The 13,906-nt window shown below is 68.7% G+C and carries 12 protein-coding genes; 10 read left to right on the top strand and 2 right to left on the bottom strand.

The annotated features are described in order from the left end of the window. From AC08OJ_RS13595 to AC08OJ_RS13625, 7 genes are all read left to right on the top strand, one after another. A partial coding sequence (locus tag AC08OJ_RS13595; protein WP_476595909.1) for a hypothetical protein occupies nucleotides 1-260 on the top strand: 260 nt, incomplete at its 5' end. A 1,220-nt stretch (nucleotides 261-1,480) separates the two neighbouring features. Continuing rightward, nucleotides 1,481-2,932: a MinD/ParA family ATP-binding protein gene (locus AC08OJ_RS13600; RefSeq protein WP_476594665.1), complete on the top strand. Its 1,452-nt coding sequence runs from the start codon at nucleotides 1,481-1,483 to the stop codon at nucleotides 2,930-2,932. Further along, complete coding sequence (locus tag AC08OJ_RS13605; protein ID WP_462187218.1) at nucleotides 2,929-3,345, top strand: DUF6112 family protein; 417 nt, start codon at nucleotides 2,929-2,931, stop codon at nucleotides 3,343-3,345. Before AC08OJ_RS13600 ends, AC08OJ_RS13605 begins: the two co-directional genes overlap by 4 nt. Nucleotides 3,346-3,426: 81 nt before the next feature. Then, complete coding sequence (locus AC08OJ_RS13610; protein ID WP_476595910.1) at nucleotides 3,427-4,203, top strand: DUF8175 domain-containg protein; 777 nt, start codon at nucleotides 3,427-3,429, stop codon at nucleotides 4,201-4,203. Continuing rightward, nucleotides 4,200-5,585, top strand: coding sequence for a TrbL/VirB6 family protein (locus AC08OJ_RS13615; RefSeq protein WP_476593739.1), 1,386 nt, complete (start codon nucleotides 4,200-4,202; stop codon nucleotides 5,583-5,585). The genes AC08OJ_RS13610 and AC08OJ_RS13615 overlap by 4 nt, the downstream gene beginning before the upstream one ends. Nucleotides 5,586-5,616: 31 nt before the next feature. After that, nucleotides 5,617-7,119: an SCO6880 family protein gene (locus AC08OJ_RS13620; protein ID WP_462187222.1), complete on the top strand. Its 1,503-nt coding sequence runs from the start codon at nucleotides 5,617-5,619 to the stop codon at nucleotides 7,117-7,119. Nucleotides 7,120-7,205: 86 nt separating this feature from the next. Beyond that, nucleotides 7,206-9,161 (top strand): conjugal transfer protein TraC, encoded by a 1,956-nt coding sequence (locus tag AC08OJ_RS13625; protein WP_476595911.1) that lies wholly within the window; start codon nucleotides 7,206-7,208, stop codon nucleotides 9,159-9,161. Between the two features lie 67 nt (nucleotides 9,162-9,228). On the opposite strand, the gene AC08OJ_RS13630 is transcribed toward AC08OJ_RS13625, so the two are convergent. Further along, nucleotides 9,229-9,771: a YbhB/YbcL family Raf kinase inhibitor-like protein gene (locus AC08OJ_RS13630; RefSeq protein WP_462187224.1), complete on the bottom strand. Its 543-nt coding sequence runs from the start codon at nucleotides 9,769-9,771 to the stop codon at nucleotides 9,229-9,231. 145 nt (nucleotides 9,772-9,916) lie between these two features. Here AC08OJ_RS13630 and AC08OJ_RS13635 point away from each other — a divergent pair, with 145 nt between their 5' ends. After that, nucleotides 9,917-10,255, top strand: coding sequence for a P-II family nitrogen regulator (locus tag AC08OJ_RS13635; RefSeq protein WP_476593738.1), 339 nt, complete (start codon nucleotides 9,917-9,919; stop codon nucleotides 10,253-10,255). A gap of 395 nt (nucleotides 10,256-10,650) precedes the next feature. Here the strand turns inward: AC08OJ_RS13635 and AC08OJ_RS13640 are convergent, their stop codons facing one another. Beyond that, nucleotides 10,651-11,301 carry a DedA family protein gene (locus AC08OJ_RS13640; protein WP_476593737.1) on the bottom strand — a complete coding sequence of 217 codons (651 nt, stop codon included), beginning with the start codon at nucleotides 11,299-11,301 and terminating at the stop codon, nucleotides 10,651-10,653. 853 nt (nucleotides 11,302-12,154) lie between these two features. Between AC08OJ_RS13640 and AC08OJ_RS13645 the strand changes: the two genes are divergently transcribed. Together AC08OJ_RS13645 and AC08OJ_RS13650 are read left to right on the top strand one after the other, a co-directional pair. Further along, a complete protein-coding gene (locus AC08OJ_RS13645) occupies nucleotides 12,155-13,213 on the top strand; it encodes an alpha/beta fold hydrolase (RefSeq protein WP_476593736.1) in 1,059 nt (352 codons plus the stop codon). Between the two features lie 183 nt (nucleotides 13,214-13,396). Further along, on the top strand, nucleotides 13,397-13,849 hold the full coding sequence (locus tag AC08OJ_RS13650) for a transposase (RefSeq protein WP_476593735.1): 453 nt from the start codon (nucleotides 13,397-13,399) through the stop codon (nucleotides 13,847-13,849). Nucleotides 13,850-13,906 lie beyond the last annotated feature (57 nt).

Consider the following 13,906-nt stretch of genomic DNA (forward strand, 5'->3'; position numbering starts at 1 on the left):
GAGGGGGCGCGGCGGCGGGCGCCGGTGTGCTGCGGGAGGCGACGGTCGGTGGCATGCCGGTCGGGCGGGCCGAGGCCGTGCGGACCCGGCCGGATGCCGCCGGAGCGGACCGGGCCGGGGCCGAGCCGACCGGGGATTTCGCGGGCGTCGCGCCCTGCGGTGCGCCGGAGCGCGGGGATGGCCGAGGCGTCGCCGTCGAGAAGCCGTCCTGCGCCACCGACGCTCCTTTCCCATCTGCCGCACGCACGGTGCCCGTGTAGTCCAGGCCGCCCCCAGCCCGCCGCGTCGCGGATCACAGCCGAACCGTCCGCCGAACCGTCCGCCGGTTCGTCCCCTCGATCCGGACGGCACATCTCCGGTTCCGGAAGGTACACCGACCCACCCAGGATGGGTAGCTTCGACCAGAGCTTGTCATACTCGATTGACTCGTGTTACATCGATCCGACCGCAGCCGAGCGCAGATAACAGTAAGTAACCTTAACTGGCACTAGCTAACCTTAGAAGGCCGGGAGGTCGACGGCGCGTGAGCGATGTGCCACAGGCGCCGTACGGTGAGGAAGGCGACGCGCGGCCCGTTTCGCTCATTGGTGCCCGCATACCCTCGCCGGTCTCCCATCCCGACGGTCCGCCCATCCGAAACGATCAGTACATACGAGACGATCAGTACGTACGGGACGAAGCGGCAGGCACCGAAGACGTAGAGTCACCTCCCCATGCACGATCCGGGCGCCGACGACATCGACGGCGGGGCGGAACGGGCTCGCCGCAGCCACTCGACGAAGCGTGGCAGAGCGAGGCATTCCACCTCGATGATGCGACATCGGCGGCCCGTTCGGGTGCGGACCGTACAAACACGTCCGATGACGCACCGCCATCGGTGCCGGGTACCAGGACCGAGGCACCCGGCACCGGGCCGGGCCGGGTGACCTCGGGCGCGGACACCAGCTCCCGGCGCGCCGGCCGCCCGTCGGCGATTCCGCCCCGTAACCAGGCTGATCCCTCCCGCCGTCCAACCCGGCCGGCAGATCCCCGCGGTTCGACCCCGGTTCCCCCGGGCGCGGTGGAATCCTCGCAGGAGGTGAACACCGCGTCGGGTGGCAGCGCGTCGGGTGGCAGCGCGTCAGGCCGAGGCGTCAGCCCGGTTGCGAGTCCTGGTTCCAGTAGCGGCCCAACTGCGGTACCACCACACCCAACCGGGCCACTGCCGGCCCCGAACGGGCCGCGCGTCCGGCCGCCGCGCGCCTCCGCGCCCCGTCGTCCGCAGCCTCCGCGGCCGCCGCGGACGACACCGGCCGCGCTGACGGATGCGGCGTCGATCGGCGGCCCGAGCGATCCGCCGACGGCAACCGTTCCATCCACCGCGGCCGGCCGGCCAGCCCCGACCGGCCCGATCGAGGTAACCAGCCCCGGGGATGCGCAGGCCCCTCCCACGGACTATCCGGTCGCCTCCGAATCGTCCGTCCCGGGCCACATCTCCGCGGTGCCGGTCGCACCGCCGGTCGCCCGCTACACGCCGGCCGTGCCCGTCGCGCCCGTCTCGCCCGCCGCGGGCATGAAGCAGCTGACGGCTCCAGCACTCCCCACCGCGCAGCCGCAGCCGGACCCGGCGTCTCGATCCACCCGCAAGGCCGCGGCGGCAGGCGGCCAGACCGTCTCGCGTCGCCAGCCGTCGTCGGACGGTCGGCTGTGGCCGTGGCAGGAGCCGTGGGTCGGCGTGCGCGATCTCGAACCGTGGGAAGAGATTCCGGTACGGCTCTCTCTGCGCGACCGGGCCCGTATCCCGTTGCCCGGTTCATGGCGGATCGCGGTGACCTCGCTGTTCCCCTACTCCGGGACCACCACCCTTGCCGGAGTCGTCGGGCTGACCCTCGCCGGGGTGCGGGCGCAGCCGGTCCTCGCGGTCGATCTCTGGCCGGGGGAGTCTCCCGGGGGGGCGCCATCGTCGCCTGTGGGCACCGACACCGAGGACGAGGACGAACCACGCGGTGATCCGCTCGCGATCCGGGTCGGCGCGGCCGGAACGACGACGGTCGCCGACGTCGCCCGCCGGCAAGCCTCCGACAGTACGGTGACCGATCTACCCCTGATGATCAATGGTCGTCCCGCGGGCAGCACCAGGGACCTCGACGTGCTTCCCGTGCGACGCGGTGTTGGCGGAGGAGCCGACCGGCACGACGGTGACGGTTCCGGCGACGAGGCGTCCGCCGTCGTCCCCGCGGACGACACCGTCGCCCCGACCGGACTGCGGTCCGTGCTCGGCCTGCTCGCGCATTCCTATCCACTGGTGCTGGTCGACGCGCCGGCCGAGGCACCGCTGACGCCTACGGCGGTCCAGGCCGCGGACCTCATCATCCTCGTCACGCTCGCGACCGCCGCCGATCTGGAGGCGACGCTCACCAGCCTGTGTACGTTGCGGGACGCGGCGGGTGGTGGCTCAGCCAGACACGGCGGGCCGATGATTGTGGCGGCCATGATCGCGCCACGCCGGGGCCGTCCCTCGCCCCGGACCCGCGCGGCGGCGGCCCGGCTCGGGAAGCAAGTCGACACGCTGATCCGGATCCCGTACGACGCCCGGCTCGACCCCAGCAGGCATACTCCGGTACGGATTCCTCGGCTACGCCGACGTACTCGCCGCGCCTACCTCCGGCTGGCCGCGGCTGCCGTGGAAGCCCTGTTCACTCTCGCGAAAGCCGAGGTCACGGCCGCTGCGGGCGCTGTCGATCAGCCGGGGGCCGCGGCTGGCGGCGCCGCGGAGGCGGTCACCGCCCGTGCAGATTCTGACGCTTCCGGCGGCCCACGAGCGACTACCAAGGATCACCGTGCGGCGCAGGGCGTATCATTTGGCGACCTACGGTCACCAACGGCACCCACAAGGATCGCCGGACCGGATCGGCCGGGCGGCCCCCCGCCTGTGGGAAAGGAACCGAGATGATCCTGGACGCCGCCGCCGTCAAGGCGACCGTTGTCCTCGCCGAGATACAGGTCAACCCGGATGACTCCAAGGCGCCTGGCATCAATGCTCTGAAAGACCTGGTCAACGGCCTGGCGGCCTATGCGGTGGTCGCTGCAGTCGCCGCTGTGCTACTGGGTGGTATCGCATGGGCACTCGGCGAGCGGATGGGCCTCGAGCGCGCGTCGATGGTCGGCAAGAGCGGTGTGATCGCGGGCTTCGGTCTCGCATTCCTCGTCGGTGCCGCGGCAGCCTTCGTCAACTTCTTCCTTGCCACCGGCGCAACGGCCACCGCGCCCGACCCTAACCCGGCTGGCCAGCGTCAACCCGCCGTCGAGCTCACCGTTGCCGTTGACCCCGGCGTGGTCCATGACCCATCGTCAACGCTCTTCTGACCTGTTCCCCGGATACCAGCGGGCGGACATTGCGATGATGACCGTGCCGTCTTGTGAGGGGAGTTGGCGTTGGTAAGCCTTATGGAGTGGGCGGCCAGACGTCTGATCATCATCATCGTGACCACTTGCACGGTGAGTGTGATCGGCGGATTGGTCATCGGCCGTTACGTGGTTCCAGACAATGGTTCGAATGGCTCGGATACCGCGTCCGTCGCGCCGCAGACTTCTCCGAGCGCTACCCCGCCCGGAGTGACGCCGACGCTGGTCCCCTCGCCAAAGCCGTCTAGCCAACCGGCCGACACCGCCGCCCCCACCTCAGTCCCCGGTGTCCCCACCCGGATCAACGAGTTCGGTATCCCGGTCGGTTACCCCCGCACCGAAGCCGGCGCCGTCAGCGCCTGCGCCAACTACGATGCTATTACCGGAAATCTCCGAAACCGCGAGCCTTCCCGCATAAGAAGCATGTTCGATTCGATTGCTGCGACCCCCGAATCGGCGAAGCGAATTTCTGAACTGATCATCTCGAATGACATAGAAAGCGCAAAAGCATACGGCGCTTCATCCATTCAATCTCCCAACTTCACTCTAATTGGACGTATCGCCGGATATACGGTTCGATCCTATGATGAAAATAAAGCCGACATCACCCTCTGGGGAACCGTTGCATTCGGCATCTACGGAAATCAAAACCCGAATCTCGCCCCACGGCAGGGTTGGGGAACCGACTATTGTCAGGTCGTATGGAGTTCGGGAGACTGGAAACTTAAAGACGAAAAAGATGGCCCTTCGGAGCCCGCCATCACCGAGCGCGCAGCTGAAAATTTCAAAGAATTTCTATTGGTCGGAGCTGGAACGTGACCGAAGATAAGGAAGTTCTGGCCGTATCGCTTAGTTCACTCAACCCGCTCAACCCCATCAAGGATGCGATATCGGGGAGTGCGGATGCGTACTTCAACTCGATGGGCAAGGCCTTCTGCGGCATGGCGGCTGACCTGTCCAGCTCCATATTCAGCTTCGCGGCGCAGAAGACGACCATCGACCTGAACGCCGACTACGTCGTCCAGAACTACAACATCGCGTTCGGGGTGGCGGTACTGATCGTCACCGGCCTGTTCATCTGCGCCTGCATCATGGGCGCCGTACGCGGTGATCCTCACATCTTCGCACGCGCGCTAGCCTCCACCGGCACCGCGATCCTCGGCTCATTCGTCGCACTCACCCTGCTGCAGATGGTGCTCACTGCCTCGGACGGGATCGCCGACGCCTTCGGTGACGGGAAGCCACTCGGCTCGGCCCTGGTAGCCCAACTGTGGGCTCTACCGGAGCAGGGGAACTTCGCACTCGACATCGTCCTGTCGCTGCTGGTGGCGTTGTTCTCGTTTGCGCTCTTCGTGGTGCTGTACATCCGCAAGGTTGCGATCATCGTGATGGCGGTGTTCATCCCGGTGTATCTGGCCGGGCAGCCGACGATGTCCACGAGCGCCTGGATCAAGCGGGCGACCGAGATCCTCTTGGCGCTTATTTTCGCGAAGCCGGTTATTTACGCGATTTTCACGCTCGGTGCCGGTGTGGCAAGCGACTCGAGCGGCTCCACAGTCGATCAGACACTGACGATCCTCGGCGGGGCCGTGGTGATGATTGCGGCGGTGTTCGCTCCCTTCGTCCTGCTGCACCTGATGGGATTCGCCGACATCCACCTGATGCGCGCCGTCGGTTCAGCAGGTCAGCGCAGTGCGGCGTCGTTCGGCCAAGGGGCGGGTGCGTTGCTGGGATCGACGTCGCGGGAGACTTTCCGCGGAATCGGTGCACGGCTGCAGACCCGCAATCGCGGCATGCTCGGCGACGCCGGTGGCGTCGGCAGCTTTGGCGCCGAGCCCGCGCTGCCCCGGCCGGCCGCGCTACGGACCGGTCGTGGCAGCGGCCTCGGCGCTCCGGCGGGCACGTCCTCCCGGACGGGTGCCGCCACGGCCGCGGTGCGCGGCTCGACGGCCAGCCGGCCCCGGGCCGGCGGTGGCAGTACCCGGCAACCGGCAAGAGCCGCCACCCCCACCAGGGCGACGGTCACGGTCGGCAGCAATTCCAGGCCGGTCGGCGCCACGAGGACGATGCGCCCGGGTTCCGTCACGGGCGGGGCACGCGGGCCCGGTCAGGCCACGACGCGGGTACCCGTGCCCCCGTCGGCGTCCCGGCCTCCGAAGATGACGGCGGCGGTGCCGCCGTCCCGCACCGGCGGCACGTGAGTAGTTGAGTGGCGAGGTAGCGAGGTAGCCGATGATCGCGGAACGCAGTTACCGCTTCGGACCGCTGGAACGCGGCGGAGTCATGCTGGGCATGCGCTGGCCGCAGCTCGGCCTGATGATCGGCGTGATGCTGTGCGTGCTCGGGGCACTTCGCTCTCCACTCCTGTTCATCCCACTCTGGGTACTGATGGGAGTAATGCTCCTATTTGTTGCGTTCGTCCGGGTGGAGGATCGTAATCTCGACCAGTGGGTGCCGATCCTCTTCGGCTTCACGATGCAGAAGGTGACGGGCGAAACGGTGTTCCGTGGCGCGTTCTTCCGGCTGGGTGCCGGGGAGGACCAGCTCAGCCGAACGGTCCTTCCGGGGCCGCTGTCGTCGCTGGTGATGTTGTCCGTACCGGTCGGCGGCGGCCGGTACGTGGCGGTGGTAAAGGATGCCAAGCAGCAGACCTACACCGCCGTCCTGCAGGTGCAGGGTAGCCAGTTCGCCCTGCTGGAGTCCGGTGACCAGCAGGCCAGGGTGGACGCCTGGGGGGAACTGCTGGCCGGGCTGACCGCCGGGGGCGGCAAACTGTCGCGCATCCAGTGGTTGGAACGCACGCTGCCCGACTCCGGCGACCAGCTTCAGCGGCACTGGCGGGTCCGCGGGCATCACGACGACTCTTGGGCCGCCGACGCCTACCAGCAGGTCATCGACGCGGCGGGCCCGGTGGCGCAGCGACACGAGACCTACCTCTCGTTTCAGCTTCGGGCCAGGGACGCCCGGCGCGCGATCCAGCGGGCCGGGGGCGGTGACCAGGCGGCCTGCGCCGTCCTGCTCGGCGAACTGCGCACGATGGAGGCGGCTCTCGCCCGTGCGTCCATCAACACGGTCGGATGGCTGCCGCCACGGGCGCTCGCCGCGGTCATCCGCACCACCTACGATCCGTACTCGATCGAGATGATTGACGCGCGGGGTGGTGCGAGTACGGACCTCGCCGGGGGCCTGAAGGGGTTGGCGTCCGGCATCGACCCGGCGGTCGCGGGCCCGGTCCGGACCGTCACCGCCTGGGACCACTACCGCACCGACTCCGGCTTCCACACGACATACTGGATCAATGGCTGGCCGCGTGTGCCCTCCCCTGCCGCGTTCCTCGCTCCGCTGCTGATGGAGACGACCTGTCGGCGGACGGTTTCACTGGTGGTCGAGCCGCTGCCTGGCCGGAAGGCGGAGAAGGCGGTAAACCGACGGCGGATGGCACACCTCGGTGAACAGCAGATGCGGGACAAGGTCGGGAAGGTCACCACCCAGCGCGACGTGGCTGAGGCCGACGAGGTCGAACGCCGCGAGCAGGAGCTGATCGCCGGATTCGGCGCCTTCCGCTTCCACGGCTTCGTCACGGTCTCCGCCGACGACCTCGACGGGCTCGCCGATGCCTGCGGTGAGGCCGAAACGCTGGCCTCACGCAGCCGGTTGGAGATGGTGCGTCTCGTCGGCGAGCAGGATCAGGGCTTCAGCGTCGGAGCACTACCGTTGGCGGTGGGGGTTTCTTGAGCTCAGCACACGACGACGCCTCGGCCCGCGGGTACCCGGTCCCGACCGGCGGATACCCGACCGGCGGCTATGCGGTAGGCGGTTACGTGCCGGCTGGCTATCCGGCCGGTGGAGCCGTGGCCGGTCGCCCCGAGCGTGCCGACAGCAGCCCCGGCGGCCCGGGCGGCCCGGGCGGCCCCGGCGACGAGGGCGTCGACGGCGACTTCGACGACTTCGGCGACGGCGACTTCGACGACCCGCCCAGCTACGACGAGGCTGGTTACGACCCCGACGGCTACGAGGCGGCGGCCTACGAGGCCACGTCCCACGACCCGGGACGCGACACCGAGGGCTATGTGGACCTCGGCGGCGGTCCGCGGCGGCGGCGCGAGGGACACATATCCGCGGAGCCCCCCCGGCGCAGCCGGCGCACGGAACGGGCCGCGGCGGCCACCGAGAAGGCGGCGATGCGCCGGGCCCAGCTAGCCCTGCGCCGGGGCGCACAGCCGCCGCGGCTGTTCGGGCCGTTCGGCGGGCGGACGTTCCACAAGCTGCGGCTTCCCGCGCACATGGAGACGACGGCACAGATCGCCGGCATCTACCCGTTCGTCGTCGACTCCGGCTTGGCCGCGCCCGGCATGTACATCGGTCGGCACGTTTGGTCGGGGAACTCGTTCGACTTCGACGTCTTCGAGCTGTACCGCCAGCAGGTCATCGAGAATCCGAACTTCGCCGTGTTCGGCGCGGTCGGCTCCCGCAAGTCGGCGCTGCTGAAGACGCTGATCTCGCGGGGGGCGGCATTCGGCTACCAGGCCGCCGTACCCTGTGACCCGAAGGGCGAGTACACGCGGCTGGCTCGGCGCCTCGGCTGTGAGCCCACCTACATCGGGCCCGGCATGGCCACCCGGCTGAACCCGCTCGACGCCCCACCCCGTCCGATGGGCATCGCCGACGAGGACTGGGCCCGTGAGGTGAAGCGGGCTCGTTCGGCACTCCTGTCGTCCCTGATCGAGACGGCGAAGGGGGTACCGCTCACCCCGGCCGAGCACACCGCGGTCGACCTGGCTCTCGACGTCGTGACCCGGCAGATCACCGGGGCGTCCCCGGACCGGTGGGCAACCCCGCTCCTGCCGCACGTGCTGGAGGCGATGACGGATCCGACCGAGGAGGACTGTGTCAACCTCCCGATGACCGCGACCGAGCTGCGCGACGCCTCCCGGGATGCCACGCTGACCCTGCGCCGGCTCACGCACGGCGCGCTGGGCGGTCTGTTCGACGGGCTTACCACCTCCCCGCTGGACTTCGACCGTCCGATCGCCGTGCTGAACCTGGAGCGGGTCCAGGGCAGCGATGAGATGATCGCCCTGATCATGACCTGCGCGCAGGCGTGGATGGAAGCGGCACTCATGCGCCAGGACGGCGTGCAGCGCTACGTCGTCTACGACGAGTGCTGGCGGCTGATGCGGTTCGCCGGCCTCGTCCGCCGGCTGTCCGCCCAGCAGAAGCTCGCCCGGCAATGGGGATGCGCGAACGCGATCGTTGCCCACCGTATCTCCGACCTGCTGTCCGCCTCGCCGGACTCGGTGGAGATCGCCAAGGGCCTGCTCGCCGAGACCGCGATCCGGATCCTCTACAAGCAGGCGTCCGATCAGATCGCCGACACGCAGGCCGCGCTCGGGCTCACCGATGTCGCCGCCGACCTGCTCCCCAGGCTCGACCCGAGCTACGCCCTGTGGCTGATCGGCGCCCGCGCCTTCTATGTCGAGCACGTCGTCGGCGACCTGGAGATCCCCGTGGTGCTCAACGGCTCGAAGATGCACGGCGAGGTCGACGACACCAACCTGACCCCCGACGATCTGGATCCGGCCGAGCTGGACCCGCCGGATCTCGGTCCCGGCCGGCTGCGCCGGATGGCCGACGAACTCCTCGACAACCGGGAACTCGGGAGCGGGGAGCTCGGGAGCGGGGAGCTCGTCGACGGCCCGGCCGTCCCACGGGCCGCCGGCCTCACGGGCAGGTTCGGTTACCCGCCCGTGGAGCCCAGCCCCAGCTCCACCAGCTGACGATCCCCGGGCGGCGCGCCGAGGGCGCGGTACCTGAGGACCTCGACGCGCCGGCAGGGCGGCCCCGTCAGCGTTGGAAGGTCACCCGCAGCACGGCCCGGGCGAGGGTGTGGAAGGTGAGGTTGAAGCCGACGACGGCCGGTGAGACCTCGTCGTTGATCTCTAGTTCCGGAACGTCGACCGCGTGGACGGTGAAGATGTACCGGTGCGGTACGTCGCCCTGCGGCGGCGCGGCCCCGCCATACGCCTTGGAGCCCCAGTCGCTGCGCACGTGATACGCGCCGACGGGCAGGCCGGTGAAGTCACCGCTGCCCGCGCCGCGGGGAAGCTCGGTCACCGCCGCGGGGATGCCCACCAGGACCCAGTGCCAGAATCCGCTGCCGGTGGGCGCGTCCGGGTCGTAGCAGGTGACGACGAAACTCCTGGTCTCGGCGGGCTGACCGAACCAGGCCAGCTGTGGGGAGATGTCGGCACCCCCGGCGCTGGTGTGCACCTGATCGGACGGAACGACTCCACCGTCGACGAGGTCCGTACTGGTCACGGTGAACAGCGGTTTGGCGGGCAGCACGTCGAACGGGTCGGGGGGTGTACCGCGGTCGAGCAGGGACATCTACCATTCCTTCCGTTACGCCATTCGATGACATTCCCGAGACGGAACCGTCACCTGCCGGCTCTACGCTTCTCCGCGATGAAACCTCACCCGGAGGTGCGCCGGGCCGTCGGCATGCGGTTCCAGACAACCTGGTGAGGTCCCGGTGAGACTGGTCACCGCCATCCTGCGTCCACATCGCATCGATGACGTACGCACCGCCCTTGAGACCTTCGGTATTCAGGGTATGACGGTCAGCCAGGTGACCGGATTCGGCATCGAACTGTGGCGTACCCAGACATATCGCGGGCAGACCTTCCACGATGAGTCGGTGAGCGCCGTGCGGGTCGAGTGCGTCGTCGCGGACTCCGACGTCGAGGACGTCATCGAGGTGATCCGGAGATCGGGCGGATCGGCGGCCAGCGGAGCCGGCAAGATCTGGGTTCTTCCTGTTGACGCCCTCGCCCGCGTCCGCACGGGGGAACGCGGACCGGACACCTTGTGAGTGCGGACGCCTCGTGAGTCCGGCGGCGCCCCGGCTGCACCGAGGGCGACCAGCAGACTGCACCGACCGTGACCAGCTCGGTTGCCGCGATCTCTCGATGGCCCCCAAGGCCACAACACCACCCACCAATAGTGAGATGATCGTCATACAAACGATGCTTTCGGTGTGCGACCAGCGACTGTTCCCACCTTTGGGTGACGAGGAGAGGCGACAATGACCCGTTGACCCGATACGGTTGACGGGTCCCGGCGGGCGTCCCGCCGACTCCCCCCGTATCGGTGCGGAGCCCGCCGGGACCCGTCCTCGCGACTTGGCCGCATCACAGGTAACCGTCGCGCGGCTGCGATGACCACCGGGGTATCCCAATCAGCCCCGGTCGTCTTGATCAGTCCCGGTCAGTCCTGATCAGTCTCGCTCAGTCCCGGGGTCTGACGTTGATGAGCAGCCGAGTGACGCCCGCCGCCGCGGTGTGGCCGTACCGCGAAGGTCGCAGCCTCCTCGGCGACCGGGGCACTCCTGCCGAATTCAGCGGAGCCTTCCCGCACGGCACCGTTCCTGGCCCGCTTCCTACGGCGGGCCCGGAGGAATTCGAAAGCGATGGGAAGCACCGAGACGGCGACAATTAGAATCAACATCGGCTCAATTTTGTTCCGTACAAAATCTATCTTACCGAGGTAAAAACCCAGAACCGTGAGGCCGCAACCCCAGACCACCCCGCCCACAATGTTATAGGTGATGAAGATGCGGTAGTTCATCCGGCTCACGCCGGCGATGACCGGAGTGAAGGTGCGGACCACGGGAACAAACCGCGCCAGGATGATGGACCGCGGCCCGTATTTCTCGAAGAACTCGTGCGACTGCTCGACGTACTCCTGTTTGAACAGCCGCGAGTCGGGGCGTCGGAACAACGCCGGACCGGCTCTTCGACCGATCAGGTAGCCGACTTGGTCGCCAGCCACCGCGGCGAGCCCGATCAGGACAGCCGCCACCGGCAGCGGGGTGGAAAGCTCGTCGCGGGCGATCAGCATACCCACGGTGAACAGCACGGAGTCACCCGGGAGGAAGAACCCGACCAGTAGGCCGGACTCCACGAAGACGATCAACAGAACGACAGCCAGGCCCGCTTTGGCCAGGCTGTCCGCGCTGAGGACGCCAGGGCCGAGAGCGAGGGTATTCGACGCGAATGCATTCACTATCGCGGGCCTCCGACAGGCTTCGACGACGGGTTGGACACGTCCGTGAGACCGCGGCAACCATCGAGGGACCGCTACCGCACCCGCCTGAGGACACCGTAAGGGTATCGAGCGCTCTTCCGTCTCCCACCGGGCACCCGCAAGAGTGGCTCCACGGCGTCCCGGGCACGTCCCGGGCACGTCCCGGCAGGTCCGGTTACGCCCGGTACGTCCCTCATGGGTGCCCGATCATAGGTGCCCGAATCGTCCAGCGAAGCGATCCACCGCCAGTCAAGATCCGGCCGGCCCAGGCGGACCGCCGACGCGATGGCCGGATGTGCCTCATTAGACTTAATTCGTGCATTATCGGCGGCCAAGCTTGGATCAGCAGCCTGTTGTCCCGAATGATCCGAGTGGCCCGCCGGCCTGGCCGGATGCGTTAACACCACGGCCCCCGCGCTCCCGGCCAACGCAGTCAGCGCAGTCAGGGAGGCCGACACGATCGGCTGCGGGGGCCACCCCTGTCGGGGCGCACCGATGCCCCTCCCGTCCGGTCCGTACCCCGCTGCTCGCGGTCCGGCTCCTGCTCGGGCTGCTGCCCCTCGCGGCCTGCGGAAAGCGGGCTGGCGGCGGCGACGGATCATCCCCCGCGATCAGTGCCGGCGGACCCGATGAGCGAGGTGCATCGTTACCACCGGGAACCCGCGGGGAAATTCTGTCCAGTCAGGTGGTCGCGCCGGCCCCGACTGGTATCCGGGCGTGGCGGGTGATGTACCGGTCCCACGCGACGCCGGGCGTCGACATTCCGGTGTCCGGGATAATCCTGGCTCCGGAGGAGAACGTTCCGGTTCCGCCGGGCGGCCGAAAAATCGTCGCATTCGAGCATGGCACCACGGGCCTCAAGGATGCCTGTGCACCGTCGGCGGCACGACCCGCGCTGATCGCCGCCGCCTCGACTTTTCCGCTCGTCCGGGCCGGTTATGTCGTGGCCCTCACAGACTATCCGGGGCTGGGGAGTCCCGGCGAACACGCGATCTACGTTGCCGAGCCGGAGGGCAGGGCCGTGCTTGACGCGGCACGCGCCGCCGCTGCCCTCAAGGCGACCGGTGCCGGTCGCGACATCGTCCTCTGGGGCTATTCGCAGGGCGGCCAGGCGGTGTTAGCCGCCGGAGCGCTTGCCGCCGCCTACGCACCCGAGCTACGGATCCGGGGAGTCGTCGCAACCGCCCCCCTGGCCGACCTGCCGGCGTCCCTCGCCACCTTGCAGCACAATACCGACGGGGTCGCCTATGTCCTGCTGGCGATAATCGGGCTGTCCGTCGAGGACCGGACGATCAATCTGGACCGGGTGCTCACCCCGACCGGCCGGCGACTGCTGTCGATCGCCCGCGACCGTTGCGCCACCGACCTCACCAGGGCGAGCATCGGTACGTCCGTCGACACCGCCTTTACCGTCAATCCTCTGGATCATCAGCCCTTCGCAGCCGGATTCGCCCGGCAGCGAGAGGTGGCCCTGCGGAAGATGGCTCCGACCCTCGTTCTCCAGGGTGACCTCGACCTGGTGATCCGACGCACGGTGACCGACGGCGTGGTCACCGGGCTGTGCCGGAAGGGCACGACCGTGGACTACCGGCGTTACCCCGGCGCGGACCACGGCACCGTCCTCGGCGCATCGATGGCCGACCTCACCGCCTGGGTCGCGCAGCGCTTCGCCCCGTACCCGCCGCCGGTCACCGACATCTGCGAGATGCGCGCAGCCCGGTTCGGATCACCCGTCCCCGGATAAACGGGCTCGTCGCCAGCTCACGGCTGTCCCCGGCTCACGGTAGGGCCTGTGGACAACCGTGCGCCCGAGCACACCCTGCCCATCGGTGGTTTGTTGTGATCGTTTGATCATGTATGGACGGCCGGGGAATTGTCTGGCTGTGTCGGGTAGGGAAGGAGCGGTTCGGCCGCGGAGGTGATCGTGATGACAGAGCCGCTGCCGTGCCCGCCGGCTCCGGCGCCGGTGGAGGCGTACGCATCCCGGTTGGATGGCCTGTTCGCCTCCCGGGCGCAGCGGCGGGCGTTCCGGGACTACCTGGTCGGTCTGCTGCTGCCGCGGGACCGGAACAAGACGCTGACCTGTCTGGCCGGGGCGGAGCCGGTGGTGGGCGCGCAGCACCGGGAGATCCAGCGGCTGCAGTGGTTTCTGTCCGAGTCGCCGTGGGACCACGAGAAAATCAACACTCGGCGGGTTGAGCTGCTCATGGCGGCGCCGGCCACCCGGCCTCATCCCGGCGGGGTACTGATCCTGGACGACTCCGGGGACCGCAAGAGCGGGCACGCCACCGCGGGCGTGTCCCGTCAGTACATCGGTTCCCGAGAACCGACCGACACGCTCGCCGCCGGACACCGGCTCCGCCTCTACCTACCCCCATAGATCACGGATCACGAACTGCCGATCACAACAAACCACCGCCATCCATGGGGACCGCCA

The organism is Frankia sp. CgKIO3 (assembly GCF_977946435.1).